This is a genomic window from Neoalteromonas flava (assembly GCF_002807685.1).
GTDB classification, from domain to species: Bacteria; Pseudomonadota; Gammaproteobacteria; order Enterobacterales; family Alteromonadaceae; genus Alteromonas_E; species Alteromonas_E flava.
In genome coordinates, this window is the sequence record NZ_PEAX01000003.1 from 37,952 (window position 1) to 55,432 (window position 17,481).

Here is a 17,481-nt window from a genome sequence, read left to right on the forward strand (position 1 = left end):
GTTTTACAGCCTCTCGATGGAGTAGCCGTCGGCTTCCAGCATTTTCAATACGCTATCCGGGCCAGCGAGATGCAGTACACCGACCAACACAAATTCAGTCGTTTGGTCTTCTAGCATGGCTTTGATTTGCGGGATCCACTGAGTGTTTCGCGCAAGCAGTAAGTCGTTATAAATCGCTGGAAATTTGGCCACCATTTCATCAATATTTGATGCAGCTAAGCCTTGCATATCACCAGCACGCCACTGTTGACGGAGTTCATCGACAGAGGCTTTTAGTGTTTCAATTTCTGCCAAGGTATAGGCGATTAACTGGTCTTCCTGACCACGGCCTAATCCGGCTAAAAATTCTAATTGTTGGTCGGGTGACTCTAACCATCCAATTGCTTTATTATCGCCCATAGCAAGGGTTGAAAAGTACTTGTCAACACCTTGTGAATTTAGGCCAATAACTTGAAACTCAAGCATACTGAGCGTTATTGATAACAACGATGGCTTAAAGGGTAATAAGTTTTCGACTGGTACGCCGCGAGCAGATAGGTGTTTTTCTACCGCAGAACTGACGGGCTCTGACAGAGTGTCTTTGAAGGTGCGGCCATCTTGGTAAGTCATTTCCAATAGGGTTTTTTGTTGAAACTCTAGCGACTCAATTGCTGCCATATCGGTTTCAAAAACAAGTTTCTGAGCTTTTTGGTAAGCGGCTTTGTACTCTTTGGGTAGCGGGTAATCTTCTTGGCTCAGGATGTGGACAGTGCCACCTATATATACTGTGTTGCCCGCATGCGTAACTTTCCACACAGAAGCAGAATAGGCTGGGACAGAAAAAATTACAAAACTAGAAAATAGTAATGATGTTAGACGCATTAAACTTACCTGTGTTGTGTTCCTTTTTGTGCAAGGCTAAACACAGCGGCATTAACAAGCAAGTGTAATTTGGTACAGGTTACCAGTCTATTTCCATTTCTAAAGGTTCACTGCCTGCATCCATTCCACACATTTCTTCGTAAGGGGTGGCCTGTTTGAGGGTGACTTTGCCAAAGCTCTCGTTGGCAAAGTGTGCACGAATTTCATTCAGACAATGAAAAACCAACGGTTTGCTAGTGTTGTCCATTACTACTGCGCGTTGGGAACCGTTTTCAAGTGCCACGAGGTAGGTGCCGCCTTCGATGGATTCAATAAATAAGTTCATGCATTTTCTCCTATTGATTATTTAAACGCGGCATGTGACGGAAAGATCACTACACTATAAGCAGGCAAGGCGCACCGCAGGTTGCTCCCAGTAAACATCGGATTATTGACCTAATTTAGATAAGGATTAGACATGAGTCTTGAAGGAAAGCTACAGCAAGAGGCAATATGCAAACTTGCGGGCTGTAAAAAAGTCTCGATCTTGATCACTCCCAAAGAAAAGTCTCTTGGGGGATTTTCGGTACGTAGATTATTGCCAAGCCGTGAACAAAGAATGATCGGCCCTTGGCTGTTTTTTGACCATATGGGGCCGGTAACATTTCCTCCAGGGGAGGGAATTAATGTGCGCCCGCATCCGCATATCCACCTAGCCACGGTGACTTATTTATTTGCAGGTGAAATATTGCATCGTGATTCACTTGGTTCATTGCAAGCGATTAAACCCGGGGATATTAATTTGATGATTGCGGGAACTGGGATTGTTCATTCGGAACGTGAACGTCCCGAAGTTACCCGAAATGAACACACACTGCATGGTTTACAACTATGGTTAGCGTTACCTGAAGAGAAACAAGACATCCCCCCTGAGTTTATTCATTATCCAGAAGCCACAGTTCCGCATGTTAATGTCGAGGGGGTGCGAGTTAGAGTTATCATGGGCGCAGCGTATGGAGTGGTATCACCGGTTAAAACGCTGGCCGATACTCTATACTTTGAAGCGCATCTAGAAGCATCTCAAACGCTTCATGTAGCCGCTGCAGAAGAGCGCGCAGTCTATGTTGCAGAAGGAGAAATTAGTATCGACGACGTGCGGATAAAACAATTTCAGATGGCCGTTTTAGCCGCTGACAGTAACGTGGAAATCGTCGCAACAACTAGCGCTAGAGTCGCGGTTATCGGTGGCGAAAAAATGGCACCGCGTAAAATGTTCTGGAATTTCGCCTCAACTGATGCAGCACGCATTGAGCAGGCTAAGACTGACTGGCAAGCCGGTCGCTTTGCGAAGGTACCCGGCGATGAGACTGAGTTCATTCCTTTACCCGAATAGTAATCAGGCAAAACGATTGTTCACCAGTTAAGTTGAGTTGGAGAGTCATGGCATACATTGCACAGCTGTGGCTCCATGCTGCAACAATCAGTTGGCGCAGATTGCGATATCGCATAGGATAAGCAAGATAAGGGTTGAACGAGACAAACCATGGAAAATTCACTGACAAAGAGTGATGCTGAGCAAGATCTAACTCAGCAAAAAGTCGCCCAACAAGGATTATTGAACAAGCTATTAGTTAAGCTTCAAATGTTGCGCGTCAACCGTCCTCGTAATTCAGATACCACTGAAACGAGAACCTTGTGGTGGCACGATTATAATTTTTCTCAGTTATGCTATTTTTTAGCATTTTTAATCCTGGTATCACAGCTCATTTTTAGCAGTAATGTGAACCTAATTGTACCGGGGTTTGTCGCATTTGTTGGTTTGCTCAGGGAGTTGTTGAATGTTTTTCAGCGTCTCTGGTCGACGACACTGGGTAAATCCCTAATTCTAATCTTGTACGCGGCTACCGCTAATATCTCTATTGCTTATTCAGCCCTTCAGATCAATCAGATCACTGGGGTCGAACCGACCTCGTTCGTGTTTACCCTGGGATTTACCACGCTAGTATTGCTCCCATTTTGGTTAACTATAGCATCGACCCTGTTTTTTGGGTTGGCAATGGTTGTCGCTAATGTATGGCTAATCGTCCGCCTTCCATTACGACTAGTTGGTATTAAAACAGCGATACATTGGGAAGATCGCCGACGTCCGTTGTTGACCATGTTGCTCAGGATCATTTTGATCCCAATCGTTTTAGTCTCCATGTTTCATTTAACGACACCCTATTTTTCCAATGTTTATGTGCAAATGCCCTTCGAAGTGGCTGTGGTGGATAAAGAGTTACCGGCAGATGAAAGAGCACTTGCAGAGATAGCTGAAACGCCTGGGGTGAAAAACATGCTTGCGCACCCAAGTGTGCAGGCGAGATTATCTGAAGAAGAAAAAGCGGCTCTGAACGAACAGCTCAACGAATTAGACAGTGAGGCCCAGAAAATAGAGGAAAAATCGAAGACCATAGGCAAGGTTATCGCCGTGTTCTTGTACAATCTAGAGGCCTATCCGCACAGCAAATGCCTTAAACGCGAAGATCAAAGGTCAGCGATTCTGGATGAAAACTTAGCCTTGATGATCACCCAAAATCCCGCATCAGACTACGGTTACGATTTTGAAGTTGTCAGCTGCGAACCCAGAGTTGCGAACGCCAGTTAACTAAAACGAAGCCTTGCCTACAAGTTTTTGGCAAGGCTTTGATCAATACCTCTTTGTAACATCCTCACCTAGAGACTGTACTAATCATCGAGTACAGAAAAGGTTAATCCTGCATTTTCTTGCAAGCGCAGGATTAGGTGTTCCTTAAAGGCGAACGCTGGCGTGTGAAAGCCGCCCGGTACTTCCTGCATAGCATCGTCTTTGGCTAGGCAAATAGCTGACTCGGCCAGCATTTTGGCCGTTGAACCATAACCAGGATCACGGTCTCCAGTGACTTTAACAACGATTTGCTTATTACTGGGCGTTAAGCCAAAAATACGGAAATCAAAAAAGCCGGTCTCTTGTTCTTTTTCACTTGGGCCCTCTCCAGGCTTGGGTAAAATGGTGTTCTCAAGAACCCAGCGGGTTGGTGGGATTGCGGCGCCAATCATGAGACCAGAAATAGCCGCAGTAACGGTCCAGCCCATGATCCCGCCTTTGGCATTCTTTCCTGTCATCATGGCTTCGTCATAAATAAACCGCTCACCATAAGCAGCGCCAAGCAAGCCATTCGTGCGATGCACAACTCGAGTATTAATACTCGCCATAATGAATGGGGCGATCCAGCTGCCAGTTTCTTGCTCAAACTTCGCGTGCGCAAGATTCGTTTGGTAGGCTTTAAACGGGTGTCCGGTTGGGCATAATGCATAGGGGTTGGCCAATAGTTTTCGTAACTTAGGGTCACTCGAGGCCTGTTTAACAACATTGATTAACGAGGCGACCGTTCCCCCTGATGCGCCTCCCTTCATGGCTTTGACCCGAGTTTTTACATGGTCACAGTATTCACCGAATTTTTCGTGCGCAGCCATTTGTAGGAAGTAAACGCCTAAATCCGATGGTATTGAATCAAAACCACAGCAATTGATAATACGTGCACCACTCTTTGCCGCTTGTTCCTCGTATTTGTCCAGCATGGCTCTGATCCACTGTGGCTCACCCGTCAAGTCAACATAATCTGTGCCTTGTTCAGCGCAAGCTTTGACCATGGGTTCACCATACAATGCATAAGGTCCAACCGTGGAAATGACTACCTTGGTTTGTGCAACTAACGCATCGATAGAGGCTTGATCACCAGCATCGGCGATAATTTGTGGAATATCGGTGAGTCCTAACTCTTCGGCTAAGTCGTTCAGTTTGCTTTGCGATCGCGCGGCTATTGCCCAGTTCAGGGAACCATCAAGGTAATTGTCAGCTAGGTATCGACAGGTTATTTTGCCCACGAAACTCGTCGCACCGAAGACAACTACGTCAAAAGATTTGGTCATTTAGCATCTCTCCATCTAAGCTTTTGTTCATAGTAGGCGCTTAATTAGGTTTTTTCGAATAAATCCTGACACAGCACAACTATTCATAAAAATGAGCGCGGTGCTGGGTGAATATGCCTACAGTATTGTGTAGCAAATGATACCCCATATTGAATTCCCTCGATCATACAGGAGAACGATTAATGCCATATTCACGCAGTGAAATTGAAGTGCAAAAGGATGCTTTAAAGAATTTACGTGAAGTTGACTCCGCACTGCACAATGAATCAGACCCGCGCGCGGTCGTACTTAGAGTTGATGAATTTGGCTTTTCGTCCAACAACATTACCTACGCTCTTTTGGGTGATAAGTTTGGTTACTGGGGATTTTTCCCAGCGTCTGAAGGGTATGGCATTACTCCCGTTTGGGGATTTGCTACGGTATTAGAAAGTAATTCCTCTGAATTGGAAGTGGGGGAGAAAGTGTATGGTTATTTACCAATGGCCAGTCATTTGGTGATCCATGCTGACAAAATCACCGAGAATTCGTTTATGGATATACACCCACAGCGTAAGTCTATCTCACCCGTTTATGACCAATACATCAGATGTAAAAACGATCCTACACATATTGAGGCATTATCTGCGTGGACACTAAATTTCAGACCGTTATTTACCACCTCATTTGTCTTGGCTTATGCGCTGCAGGAACGCAAATGTGGGGATGATGCCGTTATTTGGTTTACCAGTGCCTCAAGTAAAACGGCCTACGGAACCGCGCAGATTCTGCGTGAGATTTTACCTAACGCGAGGTTAATTGGGGTTACATCGGCGAAGCAGCAACGTTTTGTTAAAGAAACTCAATGTTATGATTCAGTAATAGAATATGACGCGGTCGCCTCTGACGCTGTGGGCGCTAATGATTGGTGCTTAGATTTTGCCGGTGATCAGGCGCGCCTAACCCAGTGGCGGGCAAATCATGACAATGCCAAAGCACTGACCCTGCTAATCGGTGCCACGGATGTTGGCGCACAGAGTATTGCGAATGCCAGTACCGTAGGACACGTGTTTTTTGCCCCGGATGAAGTGCGTCGATTCAATAAAGAGTGGGGGCAAGCGGAATTTCAGCAGCGCTATTTACGCCATTGGCAAAGCTTTATTCAACACTTTCAAACGATCCTAACCACTGAGGAACATGTTGGGGAGCAGGCGATGGTGCAGCAATATCAGGCATTTGTAGACGGTAATATTAATCCATCGGTCATGCACGTGATGCGATTTGGGTAAATAAGTTAATGATTTTTCCACCAATGGGTGCGGCACATGGGAACCCCTGCATTACGCAGGTGTTCCATTAGACATTTGCGGTCATTGAGATTAAGAAATTTGCCGATATGCAGTGTTTGTTGAGGTGTAATCAGTTGCATATCGGGTAATTGCCAGTCTTGCTCGGTTTCTTCCACCTCTAAATGCAATTCTCTGCGCGGTAATGTGAGGCGTTGTCGCTGTTTAGCTGAAAGCTGACTTTCCACGATAATTCTATCTTTACACAGTTTGACGGTCTCGCTGCGATAGGTTTTTTGCGATACCCGGTACATAATAAACACGAGGAGACCGACCTCTAGGCCGGCAAAGGGTAAAATAACCCAAGCACCCGCAAATGCCCAAGCGGTTGCGATTAGGAGCACGAAGACCGTCATTATCAGCATTAACCATTTGGTGTTGAGCCAGGTCGCTGAGCGGTTTGGGGTTAAGCGGATAATGGTTGTGCCATTATCACTTTCGAACAGTTCTACCATATAAGTTATTACAGGCATTTTGAACCAAATGATCAAACCAACACGTATTGGCAGCAGAGAAAAATTCTGGCACATTCAGCGCCTACGTAGATAAAGGATAACCCTGCCGTTGTACACCCTGATAAAACGCCACCCTATTCGCCTTTGCTTGTTATTGGCATGGCTCATTTTATTGTTCAGTTTACCCAATACTATTGAACTGGTTTCTGGTTATGGCAGTTTCGCAGCCCTTGGTATTACTGGCGCAATCTTTGCCAATGCGACGGGGGCGGGGGGCGGCGTCGTTTTTGTGCCCTTTTTTAATCATCTAGGGTTTTCTGCTACGACCATTGTAGCAACGAGCTTCGCCATTCAGTGTTGCGGCATGACGGCTGGAGCCGTTACTTGGTATCGATATTACCGCGATTTCCAGCAAACGTCTGCGGATTGGCAAATGTTGGCGAAGGTCTTAACGATCACGGTCCCGACCAGTTGGCTAGGTATAGGTATTGTGCAATACGCCGAATTTCGTGATTGGTTTAATTTGCATGCCAGTGGTGTCGACCAATTGCATTTGTGGTTTGGTGTGTTTTCAGTGTTATTAGCAATAGCCATTTATGCATCGATACCATTGCTCAAGAGGAAAGTGTTTAGTCAGCATTTGCTGCACTTTGATTCAGTGATGCTGGCGATCACTGGAGTGGCGGGTGGTGCGATAACGGCTTGGTTGTCAGTCGGTGTAGGTGAATTAGTTGCCGTGTATCTAATTATTCGTGGCTTTAATGTTACCTTTGCAATTGCTGTAGCGGTGATACTCAGTGCGCTAACGGTGTGGTCGGCGATTGGTTACCACATATTCGCCACAGAAGCCGTTTACTGGCCAGTTGTATTGTTTGCTGGGGCTGGTGCTGTGGTTGGTGGAATTATTGCCAAGCGCGTTGTACTGATGTTTTCAGCAACCAAACTGAAGGTGTTTTTTGCAACTTGGGTATTGATATTGGGTTTAAGTGGATTGCCCTCAGTTCTAAGTTAAGCGTTTAGGGAGTATCGTTACTTAATACTTCCTGACGCTCACGTTCATAAGTCTCAAAGTCTTTACTGTAGCGCGCTTCACACTCTTCTTTTTGGGCACCGTAAAGTGTCTGACAGCTTTGTAAGCGGTTTTGTTGCGTAGCATTGTACAAGGATTTTGAACTGCAGCCTGCGATGACAATGCAGGTAGCAGGAATAATAACCGATAGTAATTTACGTGTTTTTTCCATGTCCATGGTCTTCACTGATAAATCTGTCTGTATGACCTATGCTTTGGGGTATTGTTCCATCGCTGGTTGAATAAATGTCGATACCCCGTTTCCCTGTCGCTGAGTACTCCCATGTGGTGCACCCTGAATGGAGTTATGCTGCTGGAATATATCAAATAAATACCCGCCAGTTCTCGCTTGCCGGCGACTTTGTTAGCATCATTCCTGAACTGCCAAGAATAAAACGCCTTGGCGCTGATATTCTGTGGTTAATGCCAATTCATCCCATTGGTGAAAAAAAACGCAAAGGCTTGTTGGGGAGTCCTTACGCCGTCAAAGATTATCGTGCCATAAATCCAGAATTTGGCGATGCCGATCAGTTTCATAAGCTTGTTGATGCCATTCATCAACATGATATGAAAGTTATTATTGATTGGGTGCCCAATCACAGTGCTTGGGATAATCCTCTAGTTAAGGCACACCCGGAGTGGTACGCAACCGATCACAAGGGAGACTTTCGTCCTTCACCTTGGTGGGATTGGTCGGACATTATTGAGTTTGATTATCGTCAACCAGGATTGCGTGAATACATGATAGAGGCTATGTGTTACTGGATATCTACCTTCGATATTGATGGTTTTCGCTGTGATGTAGCCGGCTACGTGCCGAATGATTTTTGGCGTCAAGCCAGGCAGACACTAGACGCGATAAAACCGGTATTCATGCTTGCAGAGTGGGAAGCTCGTGATTTACACGAGTACGCTTTTGACATGACCTATGCGTGGACGTGGAATGAAGTAATGCACGGTATTGCGGCGCAGAAGGTCTCGTTAAACAAATTACGTCAATATTATTCATGGAATGAACGGGCTTGGCCTAGAGATGCTATGCGTATGACATTTGTCAGCAATCACGACAAAAACGCGTGGGATGGTACGCAATACGAGCAATTTGGTGAAGCTCTAGATGCCGCAATTGTATTATCGGTATTGGGCGAGGGCATGCCGCTAATTCACAATGGACAAGAAGCTGGCGAAACAAAACGGTTGGCATTTTTTGAGCGCGACCCCATCGATTGGCAGGCGCATTATATTGGTGATCTATATGCGCAATTGCTGGCGCTGAAAAAGACGCATTCGCCATTGCACAATGGTAATCGGGGCGCAACGATGTTGCAGGTGGAAAACACTCAAATGGACAGCGTTTTTTCCTTTGTCCGACAAGATCCAAACTACGCAGTATTGGTAGTGTTAAATTTGAGCCCATCTGATACGGAGGTTACTTTGCAAAGTGACCTAGTTGCAGGGACCTGGAGCGAGCTCCGCTTGCAAACGAAAATCGCAGGAGCAGCACATCATTCGTTCGCAAACGACGAATTCGAAAACATCGATTTGCTGCCATGGCAGGCGCGGGTGTGGGTTAAAGGTTAGCAGAGGTTTGTGTTTTGTAGCTAGTCCTTACGCGTCTGGCGCAATTTGTTGCTGCTCTACAATAGCTACAATCCGCGAATACATCAGTTCAGTGTAACTCCACGACATACCACCGCCGGTATTAACGAGTTGAACCACAACGGTATCTATCTCGGGATGATACCAGGCTTGGCTGGAGTAACCCGGCAGTGAACCCGTATGCCCTAGCGGATAGAGTTGATTGTAGATGGTCTGTTCTAGCTCGTTCAGTAGTGAGCCATCGTTTAACGCGCGGATAAAGGTACCCACATCGCTCGCGGTTGCTATCATAGAGCCCCCTGCGTGTACATGATTGTTGTACTTTAGGTCGGGCTCATAGCCGATAAAATAACCGCTGGTCAGTTGCTCTGGATCCACTTCGCTGAGCAAGCTGTAGGTTTGGCTTAGCCCCAATGCTTGTACTATGTGAGTGCGGATATACTGATGATGACTATAGCCCAATGCATTATCCAAAATTCTGCCGAGAAAATAGTAGTTAGTATTTGAGTAACCGTAGCGAGTACCGGGTTTGAATACCTCAGGCTGATCGACGATCAGTGCCATTACTTCATCCGTGTGTTTATAAAGATCGCTCCACGGATAGTCGGGATGATCAGTGTAATTGCTGAGGCCACTAGTATGATTGATCAACATTTTTAGGGAAATGTTATTTGCGCCGACAACACGATCAGAATATTCGGGAAAAAACTCAGCCAACGTAGTGTCCAAACTAAGCTTTTGCTCAGCGATGAGCTTGCTCGCGGCAACCGCGATATAAAGCTTGCTGATACTGCCAATTTTAAACAATGCGTTGGGATCGGCGGGGATCTTTTGTTCTCGGTTTTTCCATCCAGCAGCATATAGCTCAGATTCAATATTGGGGCGGTCGATATAAACAACTATGCCGTCAAGTTCGTAGTTGTGCACTTGATCGACTTGTTGTTGGATAGAGTTGGGGAGGGGCATTAACCATGCCCATAAAAATGTCCAAGGGACGAACGCTAGGGAACCAATACCGATGACCAGCATTACGACTCTAAAAATTAACATCGGTTTGAATCGCAAAATTCGTCTCTCTACCTATAAAATCATCGACCACAGCTTCACGTACTTGTGCACTACCGTCAGTGTGAAGCGAAGCTAAGGCTGGTACGCTTTTGCTGAGCACAAATCGCAGTTCACAAGCGCGAACTGCATTCGAGTTAATTCTATTTACTAAACAGCTCTACCAAAATCCCAATTACGATCACTATGACAAACAAATACGCCATGCGCCGAGTCAACTGAGTACCTGTGGCGCTGCTCTCTGTATCCATATTGGGTAATTGGTCCAGGATTGCGTTCCATTGCAGATTAATCACCCGCTTTGTCGCTGAAAGTGTGGAGCGAATCGCCATACTTAACGTCGGCAGCATACGTCGATATAACCACTCAACATCTAGGTTAACGCTGCGCAGCTCAGGTGGATATAACCCCTGACGATTTAACCAGACAAACGCCAAAGCAGAGAAGAAGAGTAATTGTAGCTGAGTCAAGGTATGGGTTATGTCATACGGTTGATAGGTATTTTCCCACGGTAACAATTGATAGACTAACTGTGGGTATGAGCCGATCGCAATACACAACACAGAGGCGATAAACATCGCGATTAACATATTCGTCGGTGCTTCTTTTGGCCGCAGTCCAGAATCATGAGCAAAGAATGCAAAAAACGGGATCTTAATACCAGCGTGGTGGAATACACCCGCAGATGCGAATAATAGCATTAGCCAGAGGTATTCATGACCAGCCTCTATCATTGCCGCCATAACCATACTCTTGCTGACAAACCCGCTAAACAATGGGAACGCGGAAATAGATGCTGCACCAACAATACAAAATACTGTGGTTTTAGGCATGGTTTTATACAAGCCACCGAGATCAGAACCTTTCACATGGCCGACCCGCATGAGCACAGCGCCCATGGTCATAAACAGTAAGCCTTTGAAGATGACATCGTTGAAAGCATGTGCAACTGCACCATTGAGCGCTAACGCTGTACCGATGCCAATACCGCAAACCATAAAGCCTAATTGGTTGATAAGGCTATACGCCAATACTTTACGTAAATCGTTTTCAATCACCGCATAGAATATTGGGAAACACGTCATAGCTGCGCCGATGTAAACCAGCAACTCTTCACCGGCAAAAGTGCGCGCTAACGCATATATGGCGACTTTGGTCGTGAAGGCTGATAAGAATACAGTACCGGTGGGAGTGGCCTCAGGGTATGCGTCAGTAAGCCAGGTATGCATAAATGGGAACGCGGCTTTTATTCCAAAAGCGATAAATAAAAGCCAACTGGCGGTGCCTGATAATCCCACATGCTGAATGGCTAAGCTATTACCCTGCTTCGCCAGCATGACAGCTCCAGCCAGAAGCAGCACGCCTGACAGAACTTGAATAACCAGATAACGGTTCCCGGCCCGCAGAGCGGATGACGAGCGTCGCGCCCAAACTAAGAAAACGGAGGTTAATGCCAGTAATTCCCAAAAAACAAACAAGGTAATAAAGTCTGCGGCGAAAACTGCACCTAGGGCACTTCCTGCATATAGCAAGCCAGCTACTTGTTGTACTTTATCTTCAACATGTAGGGAATAAATCAATGAAAGTAATGCTGCCACATGGAACAAATAACCAAACATCATGGCGAGTTTGTCGACTGAAAGCAGTCCTAATTCAAAACCTAAAATTTCAATATTAACAGCACTGACTGCATCTAGCGTGAAATGCATATTCAACCCGCCCCAAACGGGGACGAGAAGTAAAAGTAGTCGAGCTCGACCGGTTAGAAAACCGGCAAAAACGGCGGCAATAAAGAATATGACGAATGGAGGGAGATTATCAATCCACATTAATCTAGTCTCCCATTGCTGCCTGCAGCGCTATTTTCATCCGTGTTGGCGGGTTCGTAATATTCTTCACTGCGCATCAGCAGAATACGCATCACTTTGGCTAAAAGTACGAGTACGACACAGGCTACAAAGCCATACAATGCATAGAATGTGGGGATGTTTTCGAAAGTTACATAGATGTGACGATGAACCACGAAATCGAGCACAACTAGAAGCACACATAATGCGTAAAATACACGCAGTATCCACTTAACAGTGTCGGGCTTGTCAAAGAAACCAGGACTTTCCCCATGCATCTCATGGTGCGCCTGAGAGGGTTTTTCATGCAAACTCATTGTGAAGACGCTCCTAGACTAATTGACGGTAATGCGGCTTGAGCATCGTTAGGTAAAGCCGCACTTGCTAATTGGTAAAAGATATCGGGGTCAAAAAACAGATAAACACAAAGTGCAGCTGGGATCAGCATGCCAATCAGGCAGGGGAGAGGCGCCTCCTGATATTGCTTGTCGGACAGCGGTTGAGCAAAGAAAGCCCGCACCGGGATCACTAACAAATAGGCAATGTTTAACAGCGAGCTAATTACTAAGGTTAGCATTAGTGCCCAACCAATTATCGCATTGCCGGCAAAACTGGATACGCCCGAAATTAAATACCATTTACTCCACATACCCCCTAACAAAGGAATACCTATGATTGACAAAGTTGCCAAGAAAAATAGGGTGAATGTCACTGGCATATAACGGCCTAAACCATCCAGTTCGCTAACTAAAGTCTTATGCGTAGCAACTAATATGGCACCCGCTGCGAAAAACAGGGTTATTTTTGCAAAAGCATGCATAGCAATATGCAGTGAACCTCCTAATAAGCCCATCGAATTCGCAAGCAGTGCGCCTAAGATGATGTAGCTTAGCTGGCTAATAGTGGAGTAGGCTAAACGTTCTTTGAGGTTGTCTTTTGTCATAGCGATTAATGAGGCAACGACAATCGTAATCATGGGAAGCCAAAGTAACCAGTGTGTGCTGGTGGTTTGACTTAAAAAATCCGGCCCAACCACAAACATAACAATCTTGAGAATACTAAACACTCCGGCCTTAACTACGGCTACGGCGTGCAATAATGCGCTTACCGGGGTGGGAGCGACCATTGCTGCAGGTAGCCATTTATGCATAGGCATCATGCCAGCTTTACCAATACCAAGCAGAAACAGCAGCATTAAGGGCGCCAACCATGCGGGATCAAATTGCCCCGCGAGAAAACCGCCGGCTTTAAAATCGAGGTTACCGGTGGCGCTATACACAATAATAATTGCGGGTAAAAAGAACACGATGGAAGAACCCATGAGTAGCGTTAGGTAGGTACGGCCGCCTTTACGGGCTTTACTAGTGCCAGCGTGAGTGACTAAGGGGTAAGTAGAAACAGTTAATACTTCATAAAACAGGAATAGTGTTAAGAGATTTTTTGAGTAGGCAATCGCCATCACACCAGCCAATGCTATTGCAAATAGCATAAAAAACCGCGTTTGATTTTCCTCATGATGACCGCGCATATAACCGATGGCGTAGATACTGGTCACAATCCATAAGCCGCTTGCTATTAACGCGAACATAACTCCAAAGGACTCAATGCCAAAGGCAATTGCTAGGCCGGGCATTGGTTCGGCAAGCGTTAAGCTAAAATTAGTAGCTTCTGGTAATGCTAAATAAATCAGCACGTTAATAGTAAATAACAATACTGCCGCAATGATGGTTACACCTTCGCGCACGTTCGGCTCATCATCGAGGCGACTGATGATTAGCGCCGCAGCTAGCGGCACGATGAAGCTGAGCAAGAGCAGGTTTTCTAACGCAAATAGGGCTCCCATTACAAGCCTCCTTGCTGACTAAACAGCGCTTTTACAGCTGTCTCTGCTGCGTGCCTTGAAAAATCAGTGTCGAGACCAAAGTAGATACACGCAATTACGGCTAACCATAAGGCGATACTCATACTCGCCGGGGTATGGGCAACATCTTCGGTTCCTGGTGTGACATGGTGAACGTGGGGTTTCTCAGCGCGGGCAAAATACAAGGACTCAATCATTTTCCACACGTATAGGATGGCTAGCACCGACCCGGCGAGAACCACCAATACTACATACCAGCGGCCAACCTCTAGAGCTCCGGAGATTAAGTACCATTTACTGATAAACCCAACTGTGCCGGGCATTCCAATTAGGCTTAATCCGGCTATGGCTAGGGCCAGAAGCGTGCGCGGGTCGTCACGCCCTAAACCGTGCAAATCTTTTAGGTATGTTGTGTTTGCGCGATAAAGTAGAATGCCAGCCACCATAAATAAGGCAGCTTTCATTACTGCGTGGTTAAAAAGGTGCAGCAGACTAGCCGTCATTGCAGTTTGATTAACTAATCCGATACCGACAACCATGTAACCAATTTGCGCTACTGAAGAATACGCCAGTAAGCGTTTCATATCGAGCTGCCCAAACGCTCTGAATGAGCCATACAATATGCCAACACAGCCTAAGCCGACCAAAAGGTCAGGTAACACTATGGTTGTCCAGTATTCCATAGGATAGACATTAAATAGGCAACGTATCAGCACGTAGATCGCAACTTTGGTAGCACTGGCGGCTAAGAATACACTGACTACAGATGGTGCTTGACTATAGCTTGAGGGTAACCAACTGTGCAGCGGAAATATGGCCGCTTTTAGCGCTACGCCCACTAAAATAAATGCCAATGAAGTGGTAACTAATTGTTGCTCTTGATAATTACCAAAACGCGCCAGGATATCAGCCATATTCAGACTGCCCGAGGCGGCATACAGCATGCCTACGCCAATTAAAAAGAAAGTTGCGCCCATGGTGCCAAGCACTAGGTAGTAAAATGCCGCAGTCAGTGCTTTTCGGTGTTTACCCATTGCAATGAGAGCATAGGATGACAACGAAGAAATCTCTAAGAATACAAATAAATTGAAGATATCACCGGTTAATGCAATGCCCAGAAGGCCGAGTAAACACAATTGGAATGTGGCGTAAAACAGCGGAACAACATGTTCAGAAATCTCTTTTTCGACGCTCTTAGGTGCATACAGCATCGCGAGACTCGCCATCGCGGTGACGATTACCGCGATCAGTGCATTTAGTGCATCAATTTGATACTCAATTCCCCACGGTGGTCGCCACCCGCCTAATTCGTAATGTAAGACTTTGCCACCGACAACATCGGCTAGCAGCCACAATGACAGCCCAAAACAAACTAAACTTAGGACAAAAGACAAAAACCATGCGACCCCTTTGCCCCGCAGCATTGCGGTAATGGGGGCACAGATTAAGGGCAGTACAACCAGTAAGACCGTTAACTGTGCGTTCATTCTTCAGCATCCTTTTGCAGTACTTCGTCTTCTTCTATCGTGCCGTAAGCCTCTTTGATCCGAATAATCAAAGAAAAGCCCAACGCGGTGGTTGCTACACCGACAACAATTGCAGTTAGCATTAACACTTGCGGTAGAGGGTTGGAATATATAGTGAAACCCTCTGCAACAATGGGAGCCGTACCACCCTCGACCTTGCCTAAACTGACATAAAACAAAATGACAGCGGTTTGGAATACCGCCAGTCCAGCCATCTTTTTGATCATGTTGGAACGACTCATCAAGGTGTACAGACCCACCATCATTACCGCGATAATCAACCAATAATTTATGTGGCCAATAATATATTCAATCATTTGGGCGCAATCCTTCTGGCAAAGGTGAAGAAAATGAGCAGCATCACAGAGCCAACGGTTATGCCAACCCCTAGCTCGATCAGAATGATACCAACATGCTGGCCATTCACCGACTCATCAGCCAAAACGCTATAATCCAAAAAGTTGCCTCCTTTAAGCATGGCAGCAATACCCACACCCGCGTAGAGCAGGACGCCTATGCACGCGGCGATGCGGAGCTTTTCATCGGGTAAGATCCGCGCAGTTGCATCCAAGCCATAAACCAAGGCATAGAGTAAAAATGCTGAACTGAAAATCACGCCAGCCTGAAACCCACCACCAGGGCTGTAGTCGCCATGAAATTGAACATAAAACGCAAACAGTAAAATGATAGGGACCAGCCATTTCGTGATAACTTTGAGGATGAGATTATCGGGCGTCATGTTCACCTCCTGTATCAGTAGAGGGTGATTTTTTCAGCTTTACCCGCACCTTTTCTCTTCGACTTAGAAGCATTAAAATCGCCAGTCCGGCAGTCAATACCACAGTAACTTCGCCTAAAGTGTCGAAGCCACGGTAACTTGCCAACACCGCAGTGACTAAATTAGGTACACCTGTTTCGGCTTGACCTACGCGAATATAATAACTACCGACCTCTTTATGCGGCGCAGCGTCTGGATCGCCGAGTTCGGCAATGTCGTGGGTGCCATATACTAGTGCTGCGCCCATGACGAAAGACAACAACAATGGACCAGTTTTGGTATGTGAGTCGGTTTTGGCTTCATGACCATTGCGAATAGACGCCAGCGTAACCAGCATTAATACCGTCGATATACCAGTGCCCACTGCGGCTTCGGTAAAAGCTACATCAGGAGCATCTAGCACAACAAATACCCCAGCAACTAATAAGCTGTAGAGCCCAAACAGCATAGCCATAGCAAGCAAATGGCGAACACGCAGGATCGCGATAGCCATAATGAGTAAGAAGATGAGTAAAATTAGATTGATGATTAAACTCATGCTTGCTCCCCTTTATTCGCAGCCTTTGCTTCTTCCATACTACGTAAACCATAACGCCATGCATTATTGGCCAATGCGAATGAAGAGACCGGCGACGTAAACAGTAAAAACATGAATACGAACAACAGCTTAAACAACACTAAACTTAAGCCTGCTTGGATCGCTAAGCCAAAAAATATCAGAAAACTGCACAATGTATCTGTGATCCCAACGGCATGCAGTCGCGTGTACATGTCGGGGAGGCGAAACATGCCAACTCCACCAACAAGGCTCAAAAAACAGCCAAGAGCAATGCATAAGATGCTTAATACATCGAGGATCATAACGGGCCTCCAGACTGCTCAGATTCCCGACTATCGGCAAAAAACTTGCCGCGTTCAACCAGTCGCAGTGCCGCGACCACGCCGATGAAGTTGAGTAATGAATAAAGTAATGCGATATCGAGCAGATCCGGGCGCCCGGAGAAAAACGCAAATACAGCGACTAGCAGAACTGCTTTGGTACCGAACATATTAACCGCCAATATGCGGTCGAATACGGTTGGTCCAAGTAACGCTCGTGCAACGGCTAGTGCCATCGTGACCATTATCGCAATTCCTGCCACTAGGTAGACAGTAGTCATTGAGAGTT

20 protein-coding genes are annotated in these 17,481 nt (G+C 46.1%); 5 read left to right on the top strand and 15 right to left on the bottom strand.

Annotated elements, in window-relative coordinates; genetic code table 11:
• Positions 1-3: 3 nt before the first annotated feature.
• Both CSH92_RS06230 and CSH92_RS06235 read right to left on the bottom strand, forming a co-directional pair.
• Positions 4-861: a TraB/GumN family protein gene (locus tag CSH92_RS06230; protein WP_100656776.1), complete on the bottom strand. Its 858-nt coding sequence runs from the start codon at positions 859-861 to the stop codon at positions 4-6.
• A gap of 79 nt (positions 862-940) precedes the next feature.
• Positions 941-1,186 (bottom strand): DUF6482 family protein, encoded by a 246-nt coding sequence (locus tag CSH92_RS06235; protein WP_100656777.1) that lies wholly within the window; start codon positions 1,184-1,186, stop codon positions 941-943.
• A gap of 132 nt (positions 1,187-1,318) precedes the next feature.
• On the opposite strand from CSH92_RS06235, the gene CSH92_RS06240 reads away from it, so the two are divergent.
• Positions 1,319-2,233, top strand: coding sequence for a pirin family protein (locus CSH92_RS06240; protein WP_100656778.1), 915 nt, complete (start codon positions 1,319-1,321; stop codon positions 2,231-2,233).
• Between the two features lie 150 nt (positions 2,234-2,383).
• A complete protein-coding gene (locus tag CSH92_RS06245; protein WP_100656779.1) occupies positions 2,384-3,487 on the top strand; it encodes a hypothetical protein in 1,104 nt (367 codons plus the stop codon).
• A gap of 80 nt (positions 3,488-3,567) precedes the next feature.
• On the opposite strand, the gene CSH92_RS06250 is transcribed toward CSH92_RS06245, so the two are convergent.
• The gene (locus CSH92_RS06250) at positions 3,568-4,791 is read right to left on the bottom strand and encodes a saccharopine dehydrogenase family protein (RefSeq protein WP_100656780.1); all 1,224 of its coding nucleotides are present in this window, start codon (positions 4,789-4,791) and stop codon (positions 3,568-3,570) included.
• A gap of 182 nt (positions 4,792-4,973) precedes the next feature.
• Between CSH92_RS06250 and CSH92_RS06255 the strand changes: the two genes are divergently transcribed.
• Positions 4,974-6,056 carry a DUF2855 family protein gene (locus CSH92_RS06255; protein ID WP_100656781.1) on the top strand — a complete coding sequence of 361 codons (1,083 nt, stop codon included), beginning with the start codon at positions 4,974-4,976 and terminating at the stop codon, positions 6,054-6,056.
• A 5-nt stretch (positions 6,057-6,061) separates the two neighbouring features.
• Here the strand turns inward: CSH92_RS06255 and CSH92_RS06260 are convergent, their stop codons facing one another.
• The gene (locus tag CSH92_RS06260; RefSeq protein WP_164084668.1) at positions 6,062-6,586 is read right to left on the bottom strand and encodes a DUF2244 domain-containing protein; all 525 of its coding nucleotides are present in this window, start codon (positions 6,584-6,586) and stop codon (positions 6,062-6,064) included.
• Positions 6,587-6,677: 91 nt separating this feature from the next.
• Here CSH92_RS06260 and CSH92_RS06265 point away from each other — a divergent pair, with 91 nt between their 5' ends.
• Complete coding sequence (locus CSH92_RS06265; RefSeq protein ID WP_100656783.1) at positions 6,678-7,580, top strand: sulfite exporter TauE/SafE family protein; 903 nt, start codon at positions 6,678-6,680, stop codon at positions 7,578-7,580.
• A 4-nt stretch (positions 7,581-7,584) separates the two neighbouring features.
• Here the strand turns inward: CSH92_RS06265 and CSH92_RS06270 are convergent, their stop codons facing one another.
• Positions 7,585-7,809, bottom strand: a complete 225-nt coding sequence (locus CSH92_RS06270) for a hypothetical protein (protein WP_124916931.1) — start codon at positions 7,807-7,809, stop codon at positions 7,585-7,587.
• A 74-nt stretch (positions 7,810-7,883) separates the two neighbouring features.
• On the opposite strand from CSH92_RS06270, the gene CSH92_RS06275 reads away from it, so the two are divergent.
• A complete protein-coding gene (locus CSH92_RS06275; protein WP_100656785.1) occupies positions 7,884-9,218 on the top strand; it encodes an alpha-amylase family glycosyl hydrolase in 1,335 nt (444 codons plus the stop codon).
• 27 nt (positions 9,219-9,245) lie between these two features.
• On the opposite strand, the gene CSH92_RS06280 is transcribed toward CSH92_RS06275, so the two are convergent.
• The 10 genes from CSH92_RS06280 to CSH92_RS06325 form a co-directional block, all read right to left on the bottom strand.
• Entirely contained in the window at positions 9,246-10,286 is a 1,041-nt protein-coding gene (locus CSH92_RS06280; RefSeq protein WP_100656786.1) for a serine hydrolase domain-containing protein, read from the bottom strand.
• 158 nt (positions 10,287-10,444) lie between these two features.
• Positions 10,445-12,130, bottom strand: a complete 1,686-nt coding sequence (locus CSH92_RS06285) for a Na(+)/H(+) antiporter subunit D (RefSeq protein WP_100656787.1) — start codon at positions 12,128-12,130, stop codon at positions 10,445-10,447.
• A complete protein-coding gene (locus CSH92_RS06290; protein WP_240612752.1) occupies positions 12,130-12,465 on the bottom strand; it encodes a hypothetical protein in 336 nt (111 codons plus the stop codon). Before CSH92_RS06290 ends, CSH92_RS06285 begins: the two co-directional genes overlap by 1 nt.
• Positions 12,462-13,991 (bottom strand): proton-conducting transporter transmembrane domain-containing protein, encoded by a 1,530-nt coding sequence (locus tag CSH92_RS06295; RefSeq protein WP_100656788.1) that lies wholly within the window; start codon positions 13,989-13,991, stop codon positions 12,462-12,464. Before CSH92_RS06295 ends, CSH92_RS06290 begins: the two co-directional genes overlap by 4 nt.
• Positions 13,991-15,496 carry a monovalent cation/H+ antiporter subunit D family protein gene (locus CSH92_RS06300; RefSeq protein ID WP_100656789.1) on the bottom strand — a complete coding sequence of 502 codons (1,506 nt, stop codon included), beginning with the start codon at positions 15,494-15,496 and terminating at the stop codon, positions 13,991-13,993. Before CSH92_RS06300 ends, CSH92_RS06295 begins: the two co-directional genes overlap by 1 nt.
• Positions 15,493-15,852 carry a cation:proton antiporter subunit C gene (locus CSH92_RS06305; protein WP_100656790.1) on the bottom strand — a complete coding sequence of 120 codons (360 nt, stop codon included), beginning with the start codon at positions 15,850-15,852 and terminating at the stop codon, positions 15,493-15,495. The genes CSH92_RS06300 and CSH92_RS06305 overlap by 4 nt, the downstream gene beginning before the upstream one ends.
• Positions 15,849-16,274 (bottom strand): Na(+)/H(+) antiporter subunit B, encoded by a 426-nt coding sequence (locus tag CSH92_RS17205; protein WP_100656791.1) that lies wholly within the window; start codon positions 16,272-16,274, stop codon positions 15,849-15,851. The genes CSH92_RS06305 and CSH92_RS17205 overlap by 4 nt, the downstream gene beginning before the upstream one ends.
• Complete coding sequence (locus tag CSH92_RS17210; protein WP_100656792.1) at positions 16,261-16,851, bottom strand: DUF4040 domain-containing protein; 591 nt, start codon at positions 16,849-16,851, stop codon at positions 16,261-16,263. The genes CSH92_RS17205 and CSH92_RS17210 overlap by 14 nt, the downstream gene beginning before the upstream one ends.
• Positions 16,848-17,174: a monovalent cation/H(+) antiporter subunit G gene (mnhG, locus tag CSH92_RS06320; RefSeq protein WP_100656793.1), complete on the bottom strand. Its 327-nt coding sequence runs from the start codon at positions 17,172-17,174 to the stop codon at positions 16,848-16,850. The genes CSH92_RS17210 and mnhG overlap by 4 nt, the downstream gene beginning before the upstream one ends.
• On the bottom strand, positions 17,171-17,473 hold the full coding sequence (locus CSH92_RS06325) for an MrpF/PhaF family protein (RefSeq protein WP_100657449.1): 303 nt from the start codon (positions 17,471-17,473) through the stop codon (positions 17,171-17,173). The genes mnhG and CSH92_RS06325 overlap by 4 nt, the downstream gene beginning before the upstream one ends.
• Positions 17,474-17,481: the final 8 nt, after the last annotated feature.